This is a genomic window from Stenotrophomonas maltophilia group sp. SKK55 (assembly GCF_057179845.1).
This window is the reverse complement of the sequence record NZ_JBXUHP010000018.1, coordinates 64,276-89,090: the sequence shown is the minus strand read 5'-3', so window position 1 is coordinate 89,090 and position 24,815 is coordinate 64,276. Positions and strand designations below refer to the sequence as shown.

The 24,815-nt window shown below is 66.2% G+C and carries 18 protein-coding genes; 10 read left to right on the top strand and 8 right to left on the bottom strand.

Features of this window, described 5'->3' with window-relative positions; genetic code table 11:
• Nucleotides 1-7: 7 nt before the first annotated feature.
• Nucleotides 8-463, top strand: a complete 456-nt coding sequence (cueR, locus tag AC2A1N_RS09415) for a Cu(I)-responsive transcriptional regulator (RefSeq protein WP_242891593.1) — start codon at nt 8-10, stop codon at nt 461-463.
• Between the two features lie 79 nt (nt 464-542).
• Here the strand turns inward: cueR and AC2A1N_RS09410 are convergent, their stop codons facing one another.
• Together AC2A1N_RS09410 and AC2A1N_RS09405 are read right to left on the bottom strand one after the other, a co-directional pair.
• Nucleotides 543-737 (bottom strand): heavy-metal-associated domain-containing protein, encoded by a 195-nt coding sequence (locus AC2A1N_RS09410; protein WP_242891595.1) that lies wholly within the window; start codon nt 735-737, stop codon nt 543-545.
• A 189-nt stretch (nt 738-926) separates the two neighbouring features.
• Entirely contained in the window at nt 927-4,001 is a 3,075-nt protein-coding gene (locus AC2A1N_RS09405; protein ID WP_242891597.1) for a TonB-dependent receptor, read from the bottom strand.
• A gap of 1,130 nt (nt 4,002-5,131) precedes the next feature.
• On the opposite strand from AC2A1N_RS09405, the gene AC2A1N_RS09400 reads away from it, so the two are divergent.
• The 6 genes from AC2A1N_RS09400 (at nt 5,132) to AC2A1N_RS09375 (ending at nt 15,064) form a co-directional block, all read left to right on the top strand.
• A complete protein-coding gene (locus AC2A1N_RS09400) occupies nt 5,132-7,597 on the top strand; it encodes a GH92 family glycosyl hydrolase (RefSeq protein ID WP_242894319.1) in 2,466 nt (821 codons plus the stop codon).
• A gap of 96 nt (nt 7,598-7,693) precedes the next feature.
• Entirely contained in the window at nt 7,694-8,743 is a 1,050-nt protein-coding gene (locus tag AC2A1N_RS09395; RefSeq protein WP_242894322.1) for a LacI family DNA-binding transcriptional regulator, read from the top strand.
• Nucleotides 8,744-8,803: 60 nt separating this feature from the next.
• The gene (gene fucP / locus AC2A1N_RS09390) at nt 8,804-10,117 is read left to right on the top strand and encodes an L-fucose:H+ symporter permease (RefSeq protein ID WP_005416346.1); all 1,314 of its coding nucleotides are present in this window, start codon (nt 8,804-8,806) and stop codon (nt 10,115-10,117) included.
• 7 nt (nt 10,118-10,124) lie between these two features.
• Complete coding sequence (locus AC2A1N_RS09385; RefSeq protein WP_061479248.1) at nt 10,125-11,120, top strand: carbohydrate kinase family protein; 996 nt, start codon at nt 10,125-10,127, stop codon at nt 11,118-11,120.
• Nucleotides 11,117-12,343: an AGE family epimerase/isomerase gene (locus tag AC2A1N_RS09380; protein ID WP_061479249.1), complete on the top strand. Its 1,227-nt coding sequence runs from the start codon at nt 11,117-11,119 to the stop codon at nt 12,341-12,343. Before AC2A1N_RS09385 ends, AC2A1N_RS09380 begins: the two co-directional genes overlap by 4 nt.
• 102 nt (nt 12,344-12,445) lie before the next feature.
• A complete protein-coding gene (locus AC2A1N_RS09375; RefSeq protein ID WP_484372091.1) occupies nt 12,446-15,064 on the top strand; it encodes a beta-mannosidase in 2,619 nt (872 codons plus the stop codon).
• A gap of 124 nt (nt 15,065-15,188) precedes the next feature.
• Here AC2A1N_RS09375 and mtnC read toward each other — a convergent pair whose 3' ends face one another.
• The 5 genes from mtnC to AC2A1N_RS09350 form a co-directional block, all read right to left on the bottom strand.
• Entirely contained in the window at nt 15,189-15,884 is a 696-nt protein-coding gene (gene mtnC, locus AC2A1N_RS09370) for an acireductone synthase (RefSeq protein WP_231352695.1), read from the bottom strand.
• Nucleotides 15,885-15,887: 3 nt separating this feature from the next.
• A complete protein-coding gene (locus AC2A1N_RS09365; protein WP_065177596.1) occupies nt 15,888-16,445 on the bottom strand; it encodes a 1,2-dihydroxy-3-keto-5-methylthiopentene dioxygenase in 558 nt (185 codons plus the stop codon).
• A 92-nt stretch (nt 16,446-16,537) separates the two neighbouring features.
• Nucleotides 16,538-17,179 (bottom strand): methylthioribulose 1-phosphate dehydratase, encoded by a 642-nt coding sequence (locus tag AC2A1N_RS09360; RefSeq protein WP_057497058.1) that lies wholly within the window; start codon nt 17,177-17,179, stop codon nt 16,538-16,540.
• Between the two features lie 553 nt (nt 17,180-17,732).
• Entirely contained in the window at nt 17,733-19,160 is a 1,428-nt protein-coding gene (locus tag AC2A1N_RS09355; protein ID WP_053500013.1) for an amino acid permease, read from the bottom strand.
• A gap of 80 nt (nt 19,161-19,240) precedes the next feature.
• Nucleotides 19,241-20,716: an amino acid permease gene (locus tag AC2A1N_RS09350; RefSeq protein ID WP_242894284.1), complete on the bottom strand. Its 1,476-nt coding sequence runs from the start codon at nt 20,714-20,716 to the stop codon at nt 19,241-19,243.
• A gap of 132 nt (nt 20,717-20,848) precedes the next feature.
• Between AC2A1N_RS09350 and AC2A1N_RS09345 the strand changes: the two genes are divergently transcribed.
• Complete coding sequence (locus AC2A1N_RS09345; protein WP_242894287.1) at nt 20,849-21,463, top strand: NUDIX hydrolase; 615 nt, start codon at nt 20,849-20,851, stop codon at nt 21,461-21,463.
• Entirely contained in the window at nt 21,463-21,855 is a 393-nt protein-coding gene (locus AC2A1N_RS09340; protein ID WP_154350692.1) for a hypothetical protein, read from the top strand. Before AC2A1N_RS09345 ends, AC2A1N_RS09340 begins: the two co-directional genes overlap by 1 nt.
• A gap of 125 nt (nt 21,856-21,980) precedes the next feature.
• Here the strand turns inward: AC2A1N_RS09340 and serA are convergent, their stop codons facing one another.
• A complete protein-coding gene (gene serA / locus AC2A1N_RS09335; RefSeq protein WP_005409458.1) occupies nt 21,981-23,222 on the bottom strand; it encodes a phosphoglycerate dehydrogenase in 1,242 nt (413 codons plus the stop codon).
• A 169-nt stretch (nt 23,223-23,391) separates the two neighbouring features.
• Between serA and AC2A1N_RS09330 the strand changes: the two genes are divergently transcribed.
• Complete coding sequence (locus AC2A1N_RS09330) at nt 23,392-24,780, top strand: FAD-binding oxidoreductase (protein ID WP_061479255.1); 1,389 nt, start codon at nt 23,392-23,394, stop codon at nt 24,778-24,780.
• The last annotated feature ends 35 nt before the right edge of the window (nt 24,781-24,815 follow it).

The window sequence follows — 24,815 nt, the reverse complement described above, 5'->3', positions numbered from 1 at the left end:
GATCCGCATGAACATCGGTGACGCCGCCAAGGCCTCCAGCGTGTCGGCGAAGATGATCCGCTACTACGAACAGATCGGCCTGATCCCCGCGGCCGATCGCACCGAATCGGGCTACCGGGCGTATTCGCAGGCGGACATCCATCGCCTGCGCTTCATCCGCCGCGCGCGCGATCTCGGCTTCCAGGTGGCCGAAATCAGTGACCTGCTGGGCCTTTGGAACGACACCGCGCGGCACAGTGCCGACGTCAAGCACCTGGCCGAGCAGCACATTGCCGACCTGGAACAACGCATCGAGAGCATGCGGCAGATGGCCGACACGTTGAAATCGCTGATCCGTTGCTGTGCGGGCGACGAGCGCCCGGCGTGCCCGATCCTGGAGCGGTTGGGTGAAGACGATGAGGCCCCGCTGCCGGTCGATGCAGCGAAGACCGGCGCGGTGCGGCGGCGCGCGCGCAAGCGCTGAGTTTCCATGTCGCATGCAAAAAAGCCCGCTCGGTGACAGTGTGCACGGGGCGGGCTCCGCGGTGGCAGAAGGCAGGGGATCAGGCAGTGCGCGGCGGGAAACCCGCATCGTTCAGCGCGGCGAGCACCTGCTCCTGTGATGCGGTGGTCTGCACCTTGACCAGGCCGGTCGGCGGATCGGCCACCACACTGGCGTTCGGATCGATCTGTTGGATCGCGCGGGTCACGCTGCGCGCGCAGCCGCCGCAGGTCATGCCGTCAACATGGAATTCCATCTGTAGCTCCTTCGGTGCTCGTGAGGTGAAACCAGTGTGCACCTTCCAACGATGGCAGGGTCAAGCAGGTGGCTGAACGGCGGCGCAGGCACCCATGAAAACGGCAGCCGCCTGTACCAGCGCGGCTGCCGTGGAGGACCATTCCCGCCGGGGCGGGCAAGACGGCGCCGGGCCAGGCCCGGCGCTGCCTCAGAACTTCCAGTTCACGCCGAAGTACAGCTGGCGGCCGGCGTACAGGTTGGACAGCAGGCGGGCCTGGCTGTCGTTGCCGATGTAGCTGCGCAGCTCGGACTTGGTGGCGTTCAGTACGGCGGCGGTCACCGTCCAGTCCGGAGTGAGGTTGTAGGCCACGTTCAGGTCAAGCTGGCTGTATGGCTTGGTGTAGGTGGTCATGCCATTGTTCAGGCCGCCGACCACTTCACCACGACGGTTGTACGAGGCGCGCGCCAGGAACTTGTCGTTCTCGTAGAACACCGTAACGTTGGCCTGGTTCTTGGCACTGCCGACCAGCGGCGAGGAGCCGATTTCCTCGCCATCCAGCACGATCGAGGCCAGGTTGGTGTCGTTGTAGGTGTAGTTGGCCTGCACGCCCAGTCCGAAGTCGAACGTGTACTGGCCATACAGTTCCACGCCCTGCGACACGCCATCGCGGCCGTTGGCCTGAGTCTCGTACTTCTGCACGGTGACCGACTGCCCGCCGACGTTCATCTGCTGGTCGCGCACCACCGGCACGGTGAAGTTGTCCACGTTCTTGCGGAACAGCGAAACACCTGCGACCGCGCCCGGCTTGAAGTACCACTCCAGGCCCAGGTCGAACTGCACCGCCTTGAACGGTTCCAGCGCCTTGTTGCTGCCCGAGCCGTACCAGCCGGGCGTGTCGGTGCCGCCGGTGACGCGGCGGTCGTTGGCGTACTCTTCGCTGATGTAACGCAGGCCACCGGGATAGGCGATGCTGGTGTAGCTCGGGCGCGCGACCACCTTCGATGCCGCGCCACGCAGCACCAGGTTGTCGGTGATGTCCCAGGCAATGTTGAAGCTGGGCAGCACGTCGGTATAGGTCTTTTCCAGCGACGACAGGGCATACACCTTGTCGCGCACCTGCGGGTCGGGCAGGCGGACGAAGCCACCCTGGCAGCGCAGGTTCGGGTCGGCGGCCGGATCATCGCAGCTCATCGGCGCGCCGCTGGCGTTGTCGACGAAATAGTCGTTGAAGCGCTCGACCGAATCGCTGGACTGGGCGAACTGCTTGGTCCGCACCACGCGCACGCCGATGTTGCCGCGTACCCGCTCAGTGCGGAAGTTGGCCTGGAAGTAGCCGGAATGGATCTTCTCGTTGACGTCGTAGACGAAGTCTTCTTCGGTGCGGTTGTGCGAGCCACCGTAGGTCTTGTTCAGGTAGTCGATGTAGGCCGGGTAGTTGATGCCCGGGAACACGTTGGCGTTGAACGCGCCGGTGATGTTGCTGATCGGGTTGGACAGGAAGAAGCCCGGTTGCGCATCGCCTGCGGTCGGATCGCAACCGGCCTGGTAGCGATTGTTGTCATAGTCGGACGGATCCAGGCCCGGGCACACCCAATAGGTGTTGCCGGTGTTGCGGTGGACCTTGCCATCGCGGTACTTGGCGCCGAACTGGATCGAATCCAGCCAGCCGGCCTCGAACAGCTTGGTGACGTCGGCCTGGAAGTAGTTCTGCTTGACCTCGGTCTGCATCCACGACGAATCGGTCGAGCCGGTATCGACTTCGGCCACGCCCGCCATCAACTGCTGCTGCAGGTCCGGCGAGAACTGCACCGACGGCGTGCCGGTCAGGTCCCAGGCGGTGTACTGGTTGCCGGACTGCCACTGGTTGCCCACCTTGCGGCGCGGCTTGGCCGACATGCGGAAATTCATCGACGGACCACCTTCGGACCAGGTGCGGCCGCCGGTGAACGAGGCCTTCCACAGCGGGCTGATATCCCAGTCGATGGTCAGGTCGGCGGTCTGCGACAGTGCCTTTTCCTTGCTGTATCCACCGGTGAGCTGCGGAGTGGGGATGGTGCAGTCGTCCGGGCCCCAGCCACCGGGTTCCAGGCCGGCTGCCGCTGCTTCTTCCTCACTGCAGTAATAGGTCTTTCCGGCCAGCTTCTGGTACTGCGCACCGGTGACGATGCTGCCACTCGGGTCGAAATCCAGGCCGTTGAGCAGGCGGCCGCCGGCCCAGTTGCCGTCCTGGTTGTAGCGGGCCAGGTTCCACTCCGGCACCTTCAGCATGTTCTGGGTGTAGTCACCCTGCAGCTCGAAGCGGAAGTAGTTCGCGGTCATCGTGACGTTGTCGACCGGCTTGAACTGGAAGGTCAGCTGGCCGCCCTTGCGCTCGCGCTTCTCTTCCTTCACCGCGAAGTTCACCGAGGTCGGCATGAAGAATTCGCTGTAGTTCTTGCCAGCCTGGTTGTTGAAGCCGGACTGGCCCCACCAGTAGTGGATGCCATCCTGCTCCAGCAGGTTGCCGTTGGCATCGCGGGCCGTGGTGCCATTGCCGTACCACTGGTAGTCCTCGGTGCTGGCTTCCATGGTGCGGGTGGTGCGCTTCTGCTGGGTCACGCCGACGAGGACGCCGAAGCGCTCATCCTTGCTGTGCCACGAGTACAGCGCGGACGCCTGCGGATCGACATCGTGGCTGGTATCGGAGGTGGTGCCCTCCAGGTTCACGTAGCCGGAGTTGGATTCCATGTCCAGCGGGCGACGGGTATGCAGGATGACCGTGCCGCCGATGCCGCCTTCGTCGATGCGTGCTTCCGGCGACTTGAACAGCTCCGCGCTGGACAGCATGTTCGATGGCAGCAGGGTGTAGTTGAAGGAGCGCGTCGCTTCGTTGTTGGTCTCTGACGAGGCGACGAAGTTGCCGTTCAACTGGGTCAGGGTCAGGTCCGGCGCAAGGCCGCGCACACTGACACTCTTGCCTTCGCCACCGCTGCGGGTGATGACCACGCCGGGCACGCGCTGCAGTGCGTCGGCCACGTTCTTGTCGGGGAACTTGCCGACGTCCTCGGCGGTGATCACCTCGACCACCGCGTTGGCGTCGCGCTTCTGCTCGAGGCTCTTTTCAATGGCGTAGCGGTAGCCGGTGACCTGGACGCTGTCCAGGGTGGTGGCGTCCTGCGCGCCGGTGGACGTGGTCTGTTGCGCGGCGGCGCCAGCCGGAATGACGGCGGCGGCCAAGGCCAGCGCGATGGCCAGCGACAATGCGTCCTGGCCGTGCGTACGTGTTGAATGCTTCATTCCCATCTCTCCCTCTCTCCTGGATTGATCCGGTGACGTGGCTCGGACAACTTGAATCGATCTAATTTGAAGTGACATTACGGGTGTCGCCATGTGGGTGGCAGAGCACCGCGCGTGGTGGCCTGGTACGTCCTGTTGCTGCTCCCCCAACTCCCGGCCATCGCAGTGTCGTTCTTGGATCGATCTAAGCGATGGGCGGGCGATTTTTAGCATGGGTCGCCCTTGGGCGCATGCTGCTCCGCAATATGGTACTGGCGTGGCGAAGGGATGACGGTTTGCTGAAAACAGTGAAATCGTTTTCGTGCGCAGGGGAGGGGGGCCGGCAGGGCTGCGCCCTGCACCTGCTTGAAGCCAGGGCAACGGCCAAAGCTAAAGCCAAAGCCAAAGCCAAAGCCAAAGCGGCTCTGGTTTTCTGCTGGTTTGGCGGGACGGTGTCGGATTGCGGGGACGCCGTAAACCCCCAGGCCGGCCCAGCCGCTAGCGGCTGGGCGTTCGGGCGCTTACGAAGCAGTGCTTCGCAAGCAAAGCGCCCTCACCCCTGGGGGCTCGATGGCGCCATCCATGGCGCCAACGGTCCTGCCAGCCCACACCGCCCCGCCTTTGACAGTTTCCCGGTGACGGTTGGATGGGGCCTGGAATTGCGTGGGGTCATGGAGTCAGATCCGTTTTCCAACGGAAAACGGATCTGACTCCAATCGATTTCGTTATCCGACAGAGATTCATCCACGCATGGCGTGGATCTACAGATCGCGGGACTCTGTCGAAGGCGGGGTGGGTCCGGTTGCGGGGGCGTGAGCCGCATGGATGCGGCGACCGAGCTTACATGGACGTACTTGCAGCGTCCCCCGCAACCGGACCCACCCCGCCATCCCACGGACAGCCGGCTTTTGCTGTTGCTGTTGCTCCAGCTCGAAGCAGGTGCAGGGCGCAGCCCTGCCGAACACCCCTCTCATGCTGCGCCGCAGAATGCATTCGGCCGAACCTGCATGCTCTACTTGAATCGATCTAAATTCACGGTCTGGTGGGTCGGGCGTCATTCCAGGGGGAGCTCTCTGCAGGTCAGGGCAGGGCTCAGCGGAACGGTGCCGAACGCCCCCGGCCGTCTGCCTCCGCGTCATCGACTACAGGAACCCGACATGCGCCCAGTGCCGTCCGCTCCCGCCGTCCCATTGTCCTCGCGCCCGCTGGTGCGCCTGGCCTGCCTGCTCGCGCTGTCGTCAGTGCCGGTGCTGCTGCAGGCTGCCCCGGCAGCGCTGGAGCGCGAGGTCAACACCTTCATCGGCAGCAAGGACGACGGCAACACGTTCCCAGGTGCGTCGGCACCGTTCGGCCTGATCCAGGTCAGTCCGATCGGCAGCCACTACTCGGGCTGGCGCTATGACGACGAGAAGATTCGCGGGTTCGGCCACTCCTTCCTGTCCGGCGCAGGTTGCTGGGAACAGGGCGGGCAGGTGTCGGTGCTGCCGGTGACCGGCTCGATCGGTCCGGGCGGTGATTTCGATACCGGCAACGCCAAGCAGTTCGACCACAAGGCCTATGCCTCGGCTTACACCCACGATGGCGAGGTCGGCCAGGCCGGCTACTACAAGGTGCGCCTGACCAGCTACGGCGGCATCGATGCCGAGGCGACCGCACGTACCCGTGCCGCGGCCGAGCGCTACACCTTCAGCCAGCGCAGCGGCGATGGCCACGTCCTCGTCAATGTCGGCCAAGCCAACGAGCGCCATTCGGTGATCGGCAGCGTGGTCGATGTGGTCGGCGATCGTGTGGTGGAAGGCAAGCTGGTCACCAAGAGCTTCTGTGGTGGCCACCAGTACACCACCTGGTTCCGCATCGAGTTCGACCGTCCCTTCAAGGCGCATGGCACCTGGGGGGAGGGCGGTGGCCTGCCGGGCGCGCGCCACAGCATGGAAGGCGAGCAGAAGCCCAACGGCGCCTGGCTCAGTTTCGACCTGGCCAAGGGCCAGTCGGTGACGGCGGTCAGCGCGATCTCGCATGTGGACGCCGAAGGCGCGCGCACCAACCTGCGCGCAGAAGGCATGCAGAATGGGGCGCTGCTCGGCTTCGACCGCATGCGCGCGCTGTCCCAGCAGGCCTGGCGTGAGCAGTTGGGCCGGGTGCGCGTGCAGGGAGGCACCGCCGATGACCGCACCGTGTTCTACAGCGCGGTCTACCACGCGCTGCTGCAGCCGATGACCGGCAACGACGCCGATGGCCGCTACCGCGGCTATGACGATGGCATCCACCGTGCCGATGGCTGGACCTACTACGAGTACTTCTCGCTCTGGGATACCTACCGCGCGCAGAACCAGTGGCTGGCACTGACCCGCCCGGACGTGGCGCGCGATATCGGTCGTACCCTGCTGGCGATCAATGAGCAGGTCGGTTGGCTGCCGCGTTGGGGCTATGCCAACTTCGAGACCAACATCATGACCGGCGATCCGGTCACCCCGTTCATGGTCGACCTGTGGCGCTTCGGCGCGCTCAAGGGCCGTGAATCGCAAGCCTGGGATGCACTGCGCCGCAATGCCTTCGGCACGCCGCCGCTGAACTCGCGCATGGCCGGTCGCTCCGGCAACCCGACCTATCTGGACAAGGGTTACGTGGCCTATGACCGTGCATTCCCGTCCAAGGGCATGGACGTCGATCCGCACCACGGTGGTTCGGCCACGCTGGAGTACGCGCTGGCCGACTGCGCGCTCTCGCAGATGGCCGATGGCCTGGGCCACGCCCAGGATGCGGCGACGCTGCGTGAGCGCGGCCGCAACTGGCGCAAGGTGTGGGACCCGCAGGTGCGCGATGCCGAGACCGGCTTCACCGGGTTCCCGCGCCCGCGCACCGAGGATGGCCAGTGGTACACCCCGTCCGACGGCCATTACAGCCCGCGTTCGCACCACGGATTCCATGAGGGCACGGCGTGGCAGTACCAGTGGCTGGCGCAGCAGGACGTGCCGGGCCTGGTCGAAGCGATGGATGGCCGCGAACAGGCGGGCCGCCGCCTCGATGCGTTCTTCGCGATGGACGCACTGCAGGCCGATCCGCTCAATGCCGCCCGCAAGGCGTGGGTGGTCGGGCCGTACAGCTACTACAACCAGTTCCGCTACAACCCCAACAACGAGCCGGACCTGCACTCGCCGTGGCTGTACACGCTGATCGGCCAGCCGTGGAAGACCGCCGCCGTGGTGCGTGCCGCGCAGCAGTTGTTCACCAATGCCCCCAATGGCGTGACCGGCAACGATGACCTCGGCACGATGTCGGCCTGGTACCTGTTCAGCGCCATCGGCGTGTACCCGGCGGTGCCGGGCAGCGGCCAGTTCCTGCTGCACACGCCGCGCTTCAGCAAGGTCGAAGTGGACATGGGCAATGGCCGGACCCTGCGCATCGACGCGCCGGCTGCCGATGGCCGCCGCCTGCAGTACGTGCAGGGTGTGCGGGTCGACGGCCAGCCGCATGCACCGGTGTGGCTGGACTGGGACCGCCTGCAGCAGGGCCCGCGCCTGCAGTTCGCACTCGACGCGAAGGCGCCGGAGCAGGGCTGGGGCACGGCGGTGAAGGACCTGCCGGTGTCCTGGTGCGCGGCACCGGGCAGCCAGCTGCGCTGAGCCGGACTGTGCCGTTCGCGCTGACCCAGCGAACGGCACGGCACGACACGGCCCTGATCCATTAGGCTTGAGCCTCCAGCGGAGTCCGGGAAGACGATGAACTACAACGGCAACAGTCCCAGCAAGCGCGCCGGCAAGGCGGTGACGGTGACCGACATCGCGCGCGCGATCGGCGTGTCACGGGCAACCGTGTCGCTGGTGCTGCGTGGCAGCCCGCTGGTCAATGTCGATACCCGGGCCAAGGTCGAGGCCGAACTGCGCCGCCAGCGCTACGTCTACAACCGCGCGGCGGCCAACCTGCGTCGGCGGACCTCGTCGAGCATCGCGCTGGTGATCAACGATCTTTCGAACCCGTTCTTCGCCGAGTTCGCATCGGGCGTGGACGAGGCGTTGGGCGGGCGTGGCTACGTGACCCTGCTCGGCAGCACGGGTGAATCGCCGGAGCGGCAGCAGGCGGTGCTGTCCACGCTGATGGAGCACACCCCGGCCGGCCTGATCCTGTCGCCGGCCGAGGGCAGCGATACCGCACAGCTGCGGCAGGCACTGGGTGCCAATGCCAACGTGCTGCTGTTCAACCGCGAACTGGCCGGGGCCGACTGGGACTTCCTGACCCTGGACAACCAGCACGGCGCCTATCTGGCCACGCGCCACCTGATCGAGCGCGGCCACCGCCAGATCGCCTTCTTCGGCGGCCACGCCGCATCCAGTTCCTGCCACCAGCGCCGTGCGGGTTTCCAGCAGGCGCTGGCCGAGGCCGGCCTGTCGCTGCCGCCGGGCTGGATGATCGAATCGGCGCCGAACCGGCTGGAAGCCGCTGCGCGCACCGATGAGCTGTTCGCCGATGGCCATCGCCCAAGTGCGGCGGTCTGCTACAACGACACCGTCGCGCTGGGCCTGATGCTGGGCTTGAACTCGCGCGGTATCCGTCCGGGCGGTGATTTTGCCGTGACCGGCTTCGACGATATTTCCGAGGCGTCGGTCGCGGTGCCGCCGTTGACCACGCTCACCGCCGACCCGCGCGAGCGTGGCCGCCAGGCTGCCGCGCTGCTGCTGCAGCGGCTGGACGAACCGGACGCGCCGCCACGGCGCACGGTCGCGCCGGTGCAGTTGCGCATCCGCGAAAGCAGCGCCGCACGACCGAACTGATTTCTTCCATATACCCCTTCCACGCAACAACGACCTTCCGCGCATCGAGGCGCGTACCGCATGCCGATCTCCGCAACGCCCCGTCCATCGGGTTCTTCGGGCAACGCACCCGCCGTCACCAACGGCAAGGCGTTGGCTGTCGTCACCACGATCTTCTTCATGTGGGGCTTCCTGACCTGCCTCAATGACATCCTGATCCCGCACCTGAAGGCGGTGTTCGAACTGAACTACGCCAAGGCGATGCTGGTGCAGTTCACCTTCTTCGGTACTTACTTCCTGATGTCGCTTCCGGCGGGCCGCCTGGTGGCGGCGCTGGGCTACAAGAAGGGCATCGTGGCTGGCCTGGTGATCGCCGGCATTGGCGCGCTGGGCTTCTGGCCGGCGGCCGAGCTGCGCGTTTACGGCGCCTTCCTCGGTGCGTTGTTCGTGCTGGCCACGGGCATTACCGTGCTGCAGGTCGCCGCCAACCCGTACGTTGCGTTGCTGGGCCCGGAACAGACCAGTTCCAGCCGCCTGACCCTGGCGCAGGCGCTGAACTCGCTGGGCACGGCCATCGCGCCGATCTTCGGCGGCATGCTGATCCTGTCCAACACGGTCAAGAGTGCCGATGACATCGCGGCGCTGCCGGCCGCCGAGCAGCTGGCCTACCGTGCCGCCGAGGCGCAGGCCGTGCAGGGCCCGTACGTGGGCCTGGCCGTGGCGCTGGTGCTGCTGGCGCTGTTCGTGTTCCTGTTCCGCCTGCCGGCGCTGAGCGACGCCACCGAGCAGGCCGACCAGGGCCACCATCACAGCTACCTGGACGCGCTGCGCAAGCGCCACCTGCTGCTGGGCGTGCTGGGCATCTTCTTCTACGTCGGCGCTGAGGTGTCGATTGGCAGCTTCCTGGTCAACTACCTGTCGATGCCCAACATCGGTGGCTTCAGCGAACAGGAAGCCACGCACTACGTGTCGGCCTACTGGACGATGGCGATGATCGGCCGCTTCGCGGGCTCCGCGCTGCTGGCGCGCTTCTCGCCCAGCCGCCTGCTGGCGATCTTCGCGCTGGTCAACGTGGCGCTGCTGGTCACGACCATGCTGAGCTCCGGCAACATCGCGCTGTACTCGGTGGTGGCGATCGGCCTGTTCAACTCGATCATGTTCCCGACCATCTTCGCGCTGAGCATCGAGCGCCTGGGGCCGCTGACCAACAAGGGCTCCAGCCTGCTGATCATGGCCATCGTCGGCGGTGCCGTGGTGCCGTACCTGCAGGGCGTCCTGGCCGACCACATCGGTGTGCAGGCCAGCTTCATCCTGCCGCTGCTGTGCTACGGCTACATCATTTTCTACGGACTGGTCGGCGCGCGTACGCCGGCCTCCGCAACGCAGGGAGGCTGAGTCCGGAATGGGTGCCATCGTTTGCTTCGGCGAAATTTTGATCGATCTACTAGCGCAGCCGCCGGCCTCGGCCGACACCCCGCGCGCCTTCCTGCAGTACGCCGGTGGTGCACCGGCAAACGTTGCCGTGGCGGCTGCACGGCTGGGCGCTAAGACCCAGTTCGTGGGCATGCTGGGCCGCGACATGTTCGGCGACTTCCTGGCCGACAGCCTGGTCGAGCACGGCGTGGGTACCGATTACATCGTGCGTACCGATGCGGCCAAGACCGCACTGGCCTTCGTCGCACTGGATGCCAGCGGCGAACGCAGCTTCAGCTTCTATCGTCCGCCGGCAGCCGACCTGCTGTTCCGTGACAGCGACTTCCAGGCCGCGTGCTTCGACAGCGCGCAGTGCTTCCACGTCTGCTCCAACAGCCTGACCGAGCCGGCCATCGCCGAGGCCACCTTCGCCGGCATGGCCCGTGCTCGCGCCGCCGGTGCGACGGTCAGCCTCGACCTCAATCTGCGTCCTGCGCTGTGGCCGGCGAACGAGGACCCGACACCGCGCCTGTGGCAGGCGCTGGAACGCGCCGACCTGGTCAAGCTGTCGCGCGAGGAGCTGGACTACCTGGCCGCGCCGCTGGGTGCCGATGGCGAGGCAGCGGTACTGCGGCGCCTGCTCGCTGCGCGCGCGCGCTGGGTGATCGTCACCGACGGTGCGGCCACGCTGCACTGGTACACGCGCGACAACCACGGCACGGTCACCAGCTTCCGCGTGGCTGCCGTCGATACCACTGCGGCCGGTGATGCCTTCGTCGGTGGCGTGCTGGTCGGCTTGCTGGAGCGCGGCGGCGCCGGTGCCGGTTTTGCCGCCTTCTGCCAGGACCCGGAGGCGATCACCGCCACGCTGCGCTTCGGCGCCGCGGTCGGCGCGCTGGCTGTTACCCGCAAGGGCGCGTTCGCCGCGATGCCCTCGCTCGATGAAGTGCAGCACCTGCTGCAGGCCCAGGACATTACCGCATGAGCACCTCCCCCGACTTCCGTTCGCCCGCGTTCCTGCGCGCGCATATCGCCGACACGATGGCGTTCTACCACCCGCGCTGCATCGACCCGAACGGTGGCTTCTTCCACTACTTCCGTGACGACGGCAGCATCTACGACGCCAACCATCGCCATCTGGTGAGCAGCACGCGTTTCGTCTTCAACTATGCGATGGCCTACCGCGAATTCGGCAACGTCGAATACCGTGAGGCAGTCGAGCACGGCGTGCGCTACCTGCGCGAGGTGCACCGCAACCCGGCCACCGGCGGTTACGCCTGGACCCTGCGCGATGGCAAGGTCGAGGACGACATGAACCACTGCTACGGCGTGGCGTTCGTGCTGTTGGCCTACAGCTGCGCACTGAAGGCCGGTCTCGAACAGGCCCGCGCATGGATGGACGAGACCTGGCAGCTGCTGGAAGCGCGCTTCTGGGAGCCGCAGCACGGCCTCTACAAGGACGAAGCCGATGGGCAGTGGAATTTCACCGGCTACCGTGGCCAGAACGCCAACATGCACATGTGCGAGGCGATGCTGGCCGCCTTCGAGGCCAGCGGCGAACAGCGCTATGTGGAGCGCGCGCTGCAGCTGGCCGACAACATGACCCGCCGCCAGGCCGCCAAGGCCGGTGGCCTGGTGTGGGAGCACTACGATTCCAACTGGGAGATCGACTGGGATTACAACCTGGATGACCCCAAGCACCTGTTCCGCCCGTGGGGCTTCCAGCCGGGCCACCAGACCGAATGGGCCAAGCTGCTGTTGATCCTGGACCGCCATGTGCAGGCCGATTGGCTGGTGCCGACCGCGCAGCACCTGTTCGACGTGGCCGTGGCGCGCAGCTGGGACGAGGCGCGGGGTGGCCTGTACTACGGTTTCGCGCCGGAGTCGCGCCGGCAGCCGGGCATGGATGGCGCCCCGATCGGTGGCGACAGTTTCGTCTGCGACGATGACAAGTATTTCTGGGTGCAGGCTGAGACGCTGGCGACCGCCGCACTGATGGCCAAGCGTACCGGCGACGACCGCTATTGGCAGTGGTATGAGCGTATCTGGGCGTATTCGTGGGAACACTTCGTCGATCACCGGTACGGCGCCTGGTTCCGCATCCTCGATGCCGACAATCGCAAGTACAGCGACGAGAAGAGCCCGGCCGGCAAGGTGGATTACCACACCATGGGTGCGTGCTACGAAGTGTTGAACGTGGTGCGTTGAGGTCTGCCGCGCTGCGCGCTCGCCGGACGTGGTCCGGCGCTACCGTGGCGTGTTGAATTGGTAGCGCCGGGCCATGCCCGGCAGAAAAAACAGGAGCATCCCGTGCATCGCCTTCCCCTCGTTGTCCGCCTGCTCCTGCTGCTGATCGCGGCGTCCGCCTTCCCGGTCGCTGCCACGCCGCTGCAGGCACAGTGGGAGTTCCGTATGCTGCCCGGCGACGCGCAGGGCGCCGCTCACCCAGGTCTGCGGCAATGGCGGGCGGCGACGGTGCCGGGCAGCGTGCACACCGACCTGCTCGCTCACGAACTGATCCGTGATCCGTATGTCGGCGCACCAGAGGCCGAACTGCAATGGATTGGCCTGGCCGCCTGGGAGTACCGCGCCCGCTTCGACGTGGATGCGGCGACGCTGGCCAAGCCCAATGCCGAGCTGCGCTTCGACGGTCTGGATACCTACGCCGACGTCAGCCTCAACGGCAAGCCACTGCTGCGTGCGGACAACGCGCACCGGACCTGGCGCGCGCGCGTGAATGGGCGCCTGCGGGCCAGGGACAATGAACTGCAGATCGTGTTCCGTTCGCCGATCCGCACCCTGCTGCCGGGCGTGCAGGCAATGCCGCACAAGATCGCTGGCAACTACCCGTCGCCGTATGGCGATGAGCCGAAGGACGCGATGGTCGGCAACTTCGCGCGCAAGCCGGCCTACCACTTCGGCTGGGACTGGGGTCCGCGCTATGTCACCGCCGGCGTCTGGCGCGGAATCGATCTGCAGGCTTGGGATGCGCACCGCCTGACCGATCTTGCGGTGCGCACGGATGCATTGAGCGCGGAGCAGGCGAAGCTGGCCGTGCTGCTGCAGGTGGAGCAGGGCGCGGCGGCGGGCTCGGCCGTGGTGACCGTGGATGTGCGCGATCCGCAGGGCCGCAACGTGGCCCAGGTGCAGCGCACGGTGCTGCTGAAGCCCGGCCAGAACAGCATCGAGGTTCCGGTTGAACTGGCCGATCCAAGGCGCTGGTGGCCAGTCGGCCACGGCGCGCAGGACCGCTACACGGTGCAGGCCCGCCTGGACCAAGGTGGCACGCCGGAGCTGGCGCGCGAGCAGCGCATCGGCCTGCGCACGGTCGAACTGCGCCGCGAGGAAGACCGCAAGGGCGGGCAGGGCTTTGCCTTCGTCATCAACGGCGTGGAGATCTTCGCCAAGGGCGCGAACGTCATTCCGTTCGATGCCTTCCCCGCGCGCGTCGATACCGCACGCCTGCGCCAGGTGCTGACGGCCGCGCGCGACGCCAACATGAACATGCTGCGCAACTGGGGCGGCGGCTACTACGAGGAGGACGCGTTCTTCGACATCGCCGACGAACTGGGCCTGCTGGTGTGGCAGGACTTCATGTTCGGCGGCGGCATGCAGCCGGGCTACGATCCGGCGTTTCGTGCCAACGTGGTGGCCGAAGCACGCGACAACGTGCGCCGTCTGCGCCATCACCCCAGCATCGTGCTGTGGTGTGGCAACAACGAGGAAGAAACCGCCTGGAAGGACTGGGGCCACGGCCGCGACCTGAAGGCGGCCAACCCGGCATTTGCGGCGAAGGTCTGGCAGGGCTACGTCGACCTGTTCGGCAACGACCTGCGCCAGGTAGTGGGCGAGGAGGGGCTGGGCGTGCCGTACTGGTCCAGCTCACCGAGCAACGACCTTGACGAGAAGGCCAACGATTCAACGCGTGGCGACAAGCACTACTGGCAGGTCTGGGGTAATCCGGCGTTGCCGGTGCAGGCCTACCTGCGCGAGACGCCGCGCTTCATGTCCGAGTACGGGCTGCAGGCGTGGCCGTCGGTGGCGACAGTGGACCAGATCGCCACCCGCGCCGAACAGCGCATCGACAGCCCGGTGATCCGCGCGCACCAGAAATTCATGGCCGGCGAGGGCAACAGCCGCCTGCTGCACTACATCGAACTGGGTTACGGCACGCCGAAGGACTTCGAGGACTTCGTCTATCTCAGCCAAGTGATGCAGGCCGATGGCATCGCACTGGCGGCGCTGCATCATCGCGCCTCGCGGCCATACACGATGGGTTCGCTGTACTGGCAGCTCAACGATGTCTGGCCCGGCGCCTCGTGGTCCAGCGTGGACTATTTCGGCCGCTGGAAGGCGCTGCACTTCGCCGCGCGGCGTTTCTTCGCGCCAGTGACGGTGGCAGCGCTGCGCGACGAGGGCAGCACGCGGGTGCGCCTGATCAACGACGGTGCCGCACTGGATGCGCGCTGGCGTCTGCGGGTGATGGACGTGGAGGGGAAGGTGCTGCGTCGTCGCGAGGAAACGGTGACGTTGGCGGCGGCGGGTGTCACCCCGATGGGCGATTTCAGCGATGCGGAGCTGCTGGCCGGTGCCGACCCGATGCGTACGGTGGCGGTGTTCGAGTTGCTGCAGGACGGCAACGTGAGTGCGCGGCAGGTGGTCGGTTTCGTTGAAGCCAAGGACCAGGTGTTGCCGCGGCAGAAACTCAAGGCCACGTTGTCCATCGAAGGGGACCACTATCGTCTGCGGCTGGAAAGCGCGGCGTATGTGCGCGCGGCGTGGATCGACTTCGGCGCGCTGGATGTGCAGGTCGAAGACAACCTGCTGGACCTGCTGCCGGGTGAAACCCGCGATATCGCGGTGCGCGGCCCGGTGGATCTGGTTACCCTGCGCGAAGCGCTGCAGGTGAAGACCCTCAACGACCGTTGAGGGGTATCCCGCTTTGGTAGGTGCCAACCTTGGTCGGCACCCCCGGAACATGCCAACCAAGGTTGGCATCTACCAGAAGCGGAGCCGGGTAGGTGCGGACCGCTGGTCCGCACACCTTTCTTTTTTACAGCTGGATCTGCTGGAAATTCTCGACCCGTTCGTGGCCGTTGGCGGCCTGCCCGGTACGCGGCATCGGGTAATCATCCAGGCGATCGATCAGGCGGGTCTGCAGCCCGGCTTCGCGGGCGGCATCCAGTTCTTCCACCACATCGGACAGGAACAGGATCTCGCCGGCCGGTACGCCGATGGCCTGCACGATGCGCCGGTAGCTGTCGGCCTCGCGCTTGCCGCCGACTTCGGTGTCGAACCAGCCCGACACCAGCGGGCTGAGGTCGCCGGCGTCGCTGAAGCCGAAGAACAGCTTCTGCGCCGGCACCGAACCGGAGGAGTACACGTACAGCGGCAGCCCGGCGGCGTGCCAGCCCTTCAGCACCGGCGCTACTTCCGGGTAGAAGTGCGCGGTGTAGTCGCCACGGCGGTAGCCTTCGTCCCAGATCAGCCCCTGCAGCGCTTTCAGTGCGGTGTGCTTGCGGTCCTGGTCGATCCAGCCCTGCAGCGTCTCGGCCACGAGGCTGTCCTGGCAGGCACCGCCGATCTCGGTTGCCACCGCATCCAGCCAGCGGCGGACGTCCGGCTGCTGGCCATGCTCGGCGACAAAGGCGGGCAACGCCTTGCGCGCATAGGGGAACAGCACGTTCTTGACGAACGAGATGCTGCTGGTGGTGCCTTCGATGTCGGTCAGGATGACGCGGGCTTGCATGGATCAGGACGCCTGGGTGGGTACGTAACGAGGGAACTTCTGCGCGATGTCGGTGCCGGTGAAGTGACCGACCCAGCCGTCCGGCTCGGTGAAGAAGCGGATCGCCACGAAGCTGGGTTCCTCGCCCATGTCGAACCAGTGGGTGGTGCCATCGGGCACGGCGATCAGGTCGTCCTTCACGCACTCGATCTCATAGACCTTGTCACCCACGTGCAGGGTGAACAGGCCGGAGCCGGCGACGAAGAAGCGCACTTCGTCTTCCTTGTGGAAGTGCTCGTCGAGGAACTTCTTGCGCAGCTCGGCGCGATTCGGGTTGTCCGGGGCGATCGAGGCTACGTCCACGCTCTTGAAGCCGCGCTCGGCGACCAGGCGGTCGATGTCAGCGCGGTAGGCGGCGAATACTTCCTCTTGGCTGGCGCCCGGTGCGACCGGCGCGGTGGCCTGCCAGCGCTCGAAGGTGACGCCGATCTTCTGCAGCTCGGCAGTGATGACCGCGCCGTCCTGGGTGTCCAGCAGCGGCGAATCGGGGCGGGTGTCGTCGTAGATGCGCAGTCGGCTCATGGCGGCAGCTTGAACGTCTCGGGGGGAAGACAGGGTAGCAGGGTGGGTGTAGGGCGCAGATTCCGGATCGGCATCTGCACCTGCGCGCCGGTTCAGCCGCGCAGCCTGCGCAGCTCCAGTTCGCAGTGGAACAGGAACTCGAACGCTTCCAGGTGGCGGCGTGCCTCGGCCATGTCGCGGCCCCAGGCGTACAGGCCGTGGCCATCGATCAGATAGCCCCACAGGTTCTGCCGGTCGAGCAGGTCATCGACCTGCTTCGACAGCACGTTCATGTCCTGGGTGTTGGCGAACACCGGCACATCGATGGCCATTTCGTGGGTACTGTTGCCGGCGAAGGCCTTCAACAGCTCGTAGCCTTCCAGGCGGATATGACCCTGCGGCGCGTACAGGCGCGAGGCGATGGTCTGTACCGGAGAGTGCGTATGCAGCACGCAGCCGACCTCCGGGAAGCGGCGGTACAACTGGGTGTGCAGCAGGGTCTCGGCGGACGGGCGCAGCGGACGGCCGACGGCCTGGCCGTCGAAGTCCACCACCATGATGTCGTCCTCGATCAGGCGGCCCTTGTCCTTGCCGGACACCGTGATCGCCGCGTGGCGATCGTCCAGGCGGTGGGAGAAGTTGCTGCTGGTGGCCGGGGTCCAGCCGGCGTGGGCCAGTTCGCGGACGTTGTCGATCAGCAGCTGGGCCAGTTCGCTCAGGCGCGCGGTGTCGTAGGGGAAGGTGGGGGCGTTCATGCCGACGATTTTACTGGATTCGGCCAACGGCTGAGCCCCTCGTGGCGGGTCGTGTAGAGCGGTTCATGGGTGGGGGGGCGGGTGGGCCGTGCAGGGGACGTTGCAAGTACCTCCCTGTAAGCTCGGTCGCCGCATCCGTGCGGCTCACGCCCCTGCACGGCCCACCCGCCCCGCCTCGGACAGGTTCCGGCGTGCGGCCGGCCACGGAGTGAAGAAGGAAAAGCGAAAGCGGGTCGCTTCGCTGCGCTTGCTCGGAGCGGAGCATGGCTCCGCTCTACAGAATCATTCATTCCGGAACATTCGTTCATGAGAACGTTTCATCCACGCATGGCGTGGATCCACCGGACGCACCGGGATACTGTCAGGGGCGGGGAGGCATGGGTTCGCGGGGGTGTCCGCGGCATGGATGCCGCGGCCAAGCCTCCAGGGATGGATTCACGGCGTCCCCCGCGAACCCATGCCTCCCCGCCAGGCCCTCAGCCCAGCTGTTGCCGTTGCCGTTGCTCCGGCTTCAAAGGCGGGTGCAGGGCCGCAGGCCCTGCAATGCAAAACCTTACTTACCCCGCAGACGGCTGTGCCTGAAGCCGTAGCAGAAATAGATCACGAAACCGACGAAGGTCCAGACGCCCATCAGCATCCAGTTGTGCATCGTCATCGCCGACAGCAGCGCCAGGCAGCTCAGCACGCCCAGGCTGCAGATCAGCCACGCCATCGGCATGCGGAACGGGCGCGGCAGGTCCGGCTGGGTGCGGCGCAGGATCAGCACGCCGGCACACACCGCCGCGAACGCGATCAGCGTGCCCATCGAGGTCAGCTCGCCAAGGATGTCCAGCGGGAACAGCGCCGCCAGCAGCGCGATGCCGATGCCGGTGATCACCGTGTTGATGTGCGGGGTGCGGTATTTGGGGTGGATCCTGGTGAAAACCGGCGGCAGCAGGCCGTCGCGGCCCATGATCATGAAGATGCGCGGCTGGCCGATGATCATCACCAGTACCACCGAGGACAGGCCGACCAGCGCGCCGACCTCGACCACCCAGCGCAGCCAGCCCAGCTGCGGATGCGCCGCGACCGCGGTCACCACCGGCTCGTCGGTGCCCAGCAGCTGGAATGGCACCAGGCCGGTCATCACCGCCGCCATCGCGATGTAGAGCACGGTGCAGACCACCAGCGACAGCATCATGCCGATCGGCATGTCGCGCTGCGGATTCTTCGATTCCTGCGCCGCCACCGACACCGCCTCGAAGCCGATGTAGGCGAAGAACACCATGGCCGCGCCACGCAGCACGCCTTCCATGCCGTACTTGCCGGGGCCTTCGTTGGCGGGAATGAACGGGGTCCAGTTGCTGGTGTCCACATACTTCCAGCCGACCACGATGACCAGCAGGATCAGGCCGGTCTTCAGCACGACCATCGCCATGTTCATCGCCGATGACTTGCTGATGCCGACGTAGCACAGCCAGGTCAGCAGCAGTACCAGCGCAGCGGCCGGCAGGTTGGCGATCGCACCGGTGGGGCGCAGCTGTGCATCGAGTGGCGCACTGACCAGCGCCGCCGGTAGATGGATGTCGAACTGGCTGAGCAGGCTGAGGAAATAGCCGGTCCAGCTGACCGCCACCGCCGACGCAGAGACGCCGTATTCGAGCACCAGCATCCAGCCGATGAACCAGGCCGACAGTTCGCCGAAGGTGGCATAGGTATAGGTATAGGCGCTGCCGGAGACCGGCACCATCGAGGCGAACTCGGCGTAGGCCAGCGCGCAGAAGGCGCAGCAGATGGCGGCCAGCACGAACGACAGCATGATCGCGGGGCCGGCGTGGTTGGCGGCGGCCTGGCCGGTGATGACGAAGATGCCGCCGCCGATCACGGCACCGATGCCGAGGGCGGTCAGGCCCCAGGGGCCGAGGTGGCGGCGCAGGCTCAGGCCGTTGGCGTCTTCATGGGCGGCATGCGGGTGCTTGGTGGCCCACAGTTGCTTGAACATGTCTGGTGGTCTTGTCGAAGCGCGCCATGTCTGGCGCGGGGAAAACGGACGGGCCGGCACAGGGCCGGCCCGTAGGCGGATCAGGGTGACTTGGCCAGCTTGCTGTTGCGCATGCCATAGCCGAGATAGATCAGCATGCCCAGCACGGTCCAGCCGACGAACAGGTGCCAGTGCACCACGAACGCCTGCCAGAACAGGAACAGGCAGGCCGCAGCGCCAAGCGGGCAGATGATCCACACCGCTGGCACGCGGAACGGGCGGTGGATCTCCGGCTTGGTATAGCGCAGCACCAGCACGCCGATGCAGACCGTGGCGAAGGCCAACAGGGTGCCCATCGACACCAGTTCGCCCAGCACGTTCAGCGGCACCAGGCCGGCCAGTGCGGCGGCGATCACCCCGACCACGATCGTGGCCCAATAGGGGGTGCGGAAACGAGCGTGGACCTTGCCGAAGAACTTCGGCAGCAGGCCGTCGCGGGAAATGGTGTAGGCGATGCGGGTCTGGCCCATCATCATCACCAGCACCACCGAGGACAGGCCGGCGATGGCGCCGATCTCGACCAGGGTCTTCAGCCAGGACAGGGTCGGGTAGGGCTCCAGCGCGGTCGCCACCGGCTTGTCGGTGCCCAGCAGGTGGTACGGCATCATGCCGGTCAGCACCGCGCAGACGATGATATAGACGATGGTGCACACGGCCAGCGAGCCGAGCAGGCCGATCGGCATGTTGCGCTGCGGGTCCTTGGTTTCGCCGGCGGCGGTGGAGACCGCATCGAAACCAATGTAGGCGAAGAACACGATGGTGGCCGCGCGGAAGATGCCGCTCCAGCCGAACTCACCCGGCACGCCGGTGTTTTCCGGAATGAAGGGCTGCCAGTTGGCCGGATCGATGTGGGCCGCGCCGATGCCGATGAACAGGCAGATGACGGTGACCTTGATCGCCACGATGATGGCGTTGACGAACGCCGACTGGGTCACGCCCACGTACAGCAGGCCGGACACCGCCGCCACGATCAGCACCGCCGGCAGGTTGAACAGTTTGCCGGAAGAGACGAACTCGCTGCCGGTCCAGGCGATGGGTGCGGCGCTGAGCAGGTCCGGGAAGGGCATGTGCAGCGTGGTGGTGATGAAACTGATCAGGTAGGCCGACCAGCCCACCGCGACCGACGCCGAGGCGAACAGGTACTCCAGCACCAGGCACCAGCCGATGAACCAGGCCATGCCTTCGCCGAGGGTGGCATACGAATAGGAGTAGGCACTGCCGGAGACCGGCATCATCGCCGCGAACTCGGCGTAGCACAGGCCCGCCAGGGCACAGGCGAAACCGGCCAGCACGAACGACAGCATCACCGCCGGGCCGGCGTGGTTGGCCGCGGCCTGGCCGGTCAGCACGAAGATACCAGCGCCGATCACCGCACCCACGCCAAGCAGGATGAGGTGTTTAGCCGTGAGGGTCCGTTTCAGCGTGGCTTCGCCTTCCAGGCTGCCTTCGATGGGTTCGCCGGCATCGACGTGCCCGGCCGGCTGGACCGGCTTGACCCTCAACAGAGCTTTCAGCATGCAGTACTTCCTAGTGATCGGATGGGGTGGGCCGCCGATACGTTGCCGGCAACCTTGAATGGTGAAGGCCGTGCGAACGGCCCGCTGTACCTTAGCCAAAGCTGAAGCCAACGCACAAGCGCAATCGCAACAATGAACGGCGATAATGAGCAGTGTTTTTCCGAACTGCCCCCATTCATGCGCCAGACCGCCGAAACCCTTGCCGTGCTTGACGATCGCCTGCGCGGCCTGTTGCGGGACTATGCCCGCCGCGAGCCCTCCCACGACGCACTGGCTGCCGAATTCGGCACATTGCTGGACGATCCAGAAAATCCGTTCCGTCGCGAACGGCTGGCCGGGCATTTCACCGCCAGCTGCTGGCTGGTCAGTGCCGACGGCCAGCGCCTGCTGCTCACCCATCACCGAAAGCTGCAACGCTGGCTGCAGCTGGGCGGTCACGCCGACGGCGACCGCGACCTGGCGCAGGTGGCGCTGAAGGAAGCCGAGGAGGAGTCCGGCCTGAGCGGCCTGGTGCTGGAAGACCCGGCCATCTTCGACATCGACAAGCATTGGATTCCGGAGCGCAAGGACGTGCCGGGGCACTGGCACTACGACGTGCGTTTCGTGATCCGGGCGCTGGGGGGCGAGGTCTTCGTGCTCAGCGAGGAATCGCTGGACCTGGCCTGGCGGCCGGTGACCGAAGTCGCGGCCGACCCCGAATCGGATGAATCCATGCAGCGCATGGCGCGCCGCTGGCTGGCACGTTGATGCTCTCGGACGGCTGTGCCGCGTTTGTTGCGGCTCATGCGTGTGGCGAGGCGAAGCAGGATGCTGCCCTTGCGATGATCAAGGCTGCATTGCCAGTCATCACATCCATCGACTGGGAACGCGTGCCATCACGCCTGGAGGTCCCCGGGGTGGGGCGGGAGCGGCTGGCGCAGGAGTTGAGCGCCATTGCAGATGCTGTTGGCTTGCCAAGCGAGGCTGCGTTGACGGTTGTCCAGGTGGATGGGGCGGTACCTTCGCTGGGCAGCCGCTTGCAGGACTGGCTGATTCATGCCGAAGAGCTGGATTTCGTCGATACGCTGTTCCTGTCGATGGAAGACAGGGTTCTGATCCATTGGGACTTTTACAAGAACCTCCACGCCGTAAGGTTCTGAGGTGTCCCATCCACGCATGGCGTGGATCTACTGCGGGATCGCGCGAAACGCCAGTAGATCCACGCCATGCGTGGATGGCGCGATGCCGGAAGCACTCCGCCGGGGCATGCCCGGCGACGCCTTGCTCAATACAGGATGCGCGTACGCAACGTCCCTGGAATGGCGGCCAGTTCGTCGCGCACGGCGGCGGCCTGTGCCTCGCTGGCGGTGATGTCGATCACCACGTAGCCCACCTTCGGGTCGGTGCGCAGGAACTGGCCGTCGATGTTGACGTTGTGGCGCGAGAAGATCTCGTTGACCTTGGACAGCACGCCCGGCACGTTCTGGTGGATGTGCAGCAGGCGCAGGCTGTCTTCGTGTTCGGGCAGGGTCACTTCCGGGAAGTTGACCGCCGACAGGGTGCTGCCGTTGTCGCTGTAGCGCACCAGCTTGGCCGCCACTTCCACGCCAATGTTGTCCTGTGCTTCCAGCGTGCTGCCGCCCACGTGCGGGGTCAGGATCACGTTGTCGTGGCGGGTCAGCGGCGATTCGAAGATATCGCCGTTGCCCTTCGGCTCGACCGGGAACACGTCCAGCGCGGCACCACCGACGTGGCCGCTGGCCAGCGCCGCGTCCAGTGCATCGATGTCGACCACGGTGCCGCGTGCGGCATTGATCAGGTGCGCACCCTTGCGCATCTTCGCCAGCTCGGTGCTGCCGATCATCCACTGCGTGGCCGGCGTCTCCGGCACGTGCAGGGTGACGATGTCGGCGCGTGCCAGCAGGTCGTCCAGGCTGGCGGCAGCGCGGGCATTACCCAGTGCCAGCTTGGTTTCCACGTCGTGGAAGATCACCTGCATGCCCAGCGATTCGGCCAGCACGCCGACCTGGGTACCGATGTGGCCATAACCGATGATGCCCAGCGTCTTGCCGCGCACTTCATGGCTGCCGCTGGCCGACTTCGACCAGCCGCCGCGATGGCATTCGGCGTTCTTCTGCGGGATGCCGCGGGTCAGCATGATCGCCTCGGCGATCACCAGCTCGGCCACGCTGCGGGTGTTGGAATAGGGCGCATTGAACACCGGGATGCCGGCCAGTTCGGCCGCATCCAGGTCGACCTGGTTGGTGCCGATGCAGAAGCAGCCCACCGCGATCAGACGCTTGGCCTCGGCCAGCACCTCGGCGCTGAGCTGGGTGCGCGAACGGATGCCGACAATATGTGCCTCGGCGATGCGCGCCTTCAATTCGTCCTCGGGCAGCGCCTTGGTGTGCGCTTCGATCTGGCTGTAGCCGGCGGCGCTGAACACCTCCACGGCGGTCTGGCTGACCCCCTCCAGCAACAGCACGCGGATATCCTGCTTCGGGAACGAGGTCTTCTTCGGCGACATGGGGCAACACGGCCAGTGGGACAGGGGCCAACCACTATGCCAGATCGCGGCGCTCATGGTGCAGTGCGCAATTGGTTGCATCCGTAGCTATCGGCCCGGCTGCGGGGCTGGACGCTGGCGCGTACCGCTGGCACGCTTGCCCGTTCTTCACGCCCCGCGCTGGACCGTCATGACCGATTCCCGCATTGCCTCGCTGCAGCAGGCCTGTCCCGGCCTGAAGCTGAAGACCGACCCGGCCGACCTGGAGCATTACGGGCGCGACTGGACCCGGCGCTGGACGCCGGCGCCGCTGGCGATCGCACTGCCGGCCACGGTCGAGGAGGTACAGGCGGTGATGCGCTGGAGTGCCGCCGAGGGCGTAGCGGTGGTGCCGTCGGGCGGCCGCACCGGCCTCTCGGGTGGCGCGGTGGCGGCCAACGGCGAGCTGGTGCTCAGCCTGGAGAGGATGAACAAGGCGCTGGACTACGACGCGGTCGATCGCACCCTGGTGGTGCAGGCCGGCATGCCGCTGGAGGCCGTGCACAACGCCGCGCTGGACCACGGCCTGATCTATCCGGTGGATTTCGCTGCACGCGGGTCGTGCACGATCGGCGGCAACATCGCCACCAATGCCGGCGGCATCCGTGTGATCCGCTACGGCAACACCCGCGAGTGGATCGCCGGGCTGAAGGTGGTCACCGCCAGTGGCGAACTGCTCGAGCTCAACAAGGGCCTGATCAAGAACTCCAGCGGCTATGACTTCCGCCAGCTGCTGATTGGTTCGGAAGGTACGTTGGGGGTGATCGTCGAGGCGACGGTGAAGCTGACCGATCCGCCGCCGGCCAGCAACGTGATGCTGCTGGCCGTACCCAGCTTCGAAGTGCTGATGCAGGTGTTCGCCGCGTTCCGCGCGCGCCTGCAACTGCAGGCCTTCGAGTTCTTCACCGACCGCGCGCTGGAACATGTGCTGGCGCACGGTGCGCAGGCGCCGTTCGACGAGGTGCACCCGTACTACGTGGTCACCGAGTTCGCCGCCAACGACGAGGCGCAGGAAGCGGCAGCGATGGCGGCCTTCGAAGACTGCATGGGCAACGGTTGGGTCAGCGACGGTGTGATCAGTGCCAGCGACGCCCAGGCCGCCCAGCTGTGGCGCCTGCGCGAAGGCATCACCGAATCGCTGGCGCGCTACAAACCCTACAAGAACGACGTCTCGGTACGGATCTCGGCGATGCCGGCGTTCCTGGCCGAGACCCAGGCGCTGATCGGGCAAGCCTACCCGCACTTCGACGTGGTCTGGTTCGGCCATATCGGCGACGGCAACCTGCACATCAACGTGCTCAAGCCCGACGACACCAGTGACGCCGATTTCGTGGCGCAGTGCGAGCACGTCACCAAGCTGCTGGCGCAGGTGCTGGCGCGTTTCGATGGCAGCATCTCGGCCGAGCATGGCATCGGCCTGGTCAAGAAGGGCTATCTGGACAGCACCCGCGGCCCGGCCGAAATCGCGCTGATGAAGGCGGTCAAACGCGCGTTCGATCCCCAAGCGCGGCTGAATCCCGGCAAGCTGTTCGACGCCTGAGCCGGGCAAATCCTTCACGCACCCGTTACGCTCCA

Excerpts from the sequence above, each read along its gene's own strand:
- serA (WP_005409458.1), bottom strand. The coding sequence starts at position 23,222 with ATGTCGCCGAAGAAGACCTCGTTCCCGAAGCAGGATATCCGCGTGCTG.
- AC2A1N_RS09330 (WP_061479255.1), top strand. The coding sequence starts at position 23,392 with ATGACCGATTCCCGCATTGCCTCGCTGCAGCAGGCCTGTCCCGGCCTG.
- AC2A1N_RS09360 (WP_057497058.1), bottom strand. The coding sequence starts at position 17,179 with ATGAACGCCCCCACCTTCCCCTACGACACCGCGCGCCTGAGCGAACTG.
- fucP (WP_005416346.1), top strand. The coding sequence starts at position 8,804 with ATGCCGATCTCCGCAACGCCCCGTCCATCGGGTTCTTCGGGCAACGCA.
- AC2A1N_RS09345 (WP_242894287.1), top strand. The coding sequence starts at position 20,849 with ATGAACGGCGATAATGAGCAGTGTTTTTCCGAACTGCCCCCATTCATG.
- AC2A1N_RS09395 (WP_242894322.1), top strand. The coding sequence starts at position 7,694 with ATGAACTACAACGGCAACAGTCCCAGCAAGCGCGCCGGCAAGGCGGTG.
- AC2A1N_RS09410 (WP_242891595.1), bottom strand. The coding sequence starts at position 737 with ATGGAATTCCATGTTGACGGCATGACCTGCGGCGGCTGCGCGCGCAGC.
- AC2A1N_RS09385 (WP_061479248.1), top strand. The coding sequence starts at position 10,125 with ATGGGTGCCATCGTTTGCTTCGGCGAAATTTTGATCGATCTACTAGCG.
- AC2A1N_RS09400 (WP_242894319.1), top strand. The coding sequence starts at position 5,132 with ATGCGCCCAGTGCCGTCCGCTCCCGCCGTCCCATTGTCCTCGCGCCCG.
- AC2A1N_RS09365 (WP_065177596.1), bottom strand. The coding sequence starts at position 16,445 with ATGAGCCGACTGCGCATCTACGACGACACCCGCCCCGATTCGCCGCTG.
- AC2A1N_RS09405 (WP_242891597.1), bottom strand. The coding sequence starts at position 4,001 with ATGGGAATGAAGCATTCAACACGTACGCACGGCCAGGACGCATTGTCG.
- AC2A1N_RS09350 (WP_242894284.1), bottom strand. The coding sequence starts at position 20,716 with ATGCTGAAAGCTCTGTTGAGGGTCAAGCCGGTCCAGCCGGCCGGGCAC.
- AC2A1N_RS09340 (WP_154350692.1), top strand. The coding sequence starts at position 21,463 with ATGCTCTCGGACGGCTGTGCCGCGTTTGTTGCGGCTCATGCGTGTGGC.
- cueR (WP_242891593.1), top strand. The coding sequence starts at position 8 with ATGAACATCGGTGACGCCGCCAAGGCCTCCAGCGTGTCGGCGAAGATG.
- AC2A1N_RS09355 (WP_053500013.1), bottom strand. The coding sequence starts at position 19,160 with ATGTTCAAGCAACTGTGGGCCACCAAGCACCCGCATGCCGCCCATGAA.
- AC2A1N_RS09380 (WP_061479249.1), top strand. The coding sequence starts at position 11,117 with ATGAGCACCTCCCCCGACTTCCGTTCGCCCGCGTTCCTGCGCGCGCAT.
- mtnC (WP_231352695.1), bottom strand. The coding sequence starts at position 15,884 with ATGCAAGCCCGCGTCATCCTGACCGACATCGAAGGCACCACCAGCAGC.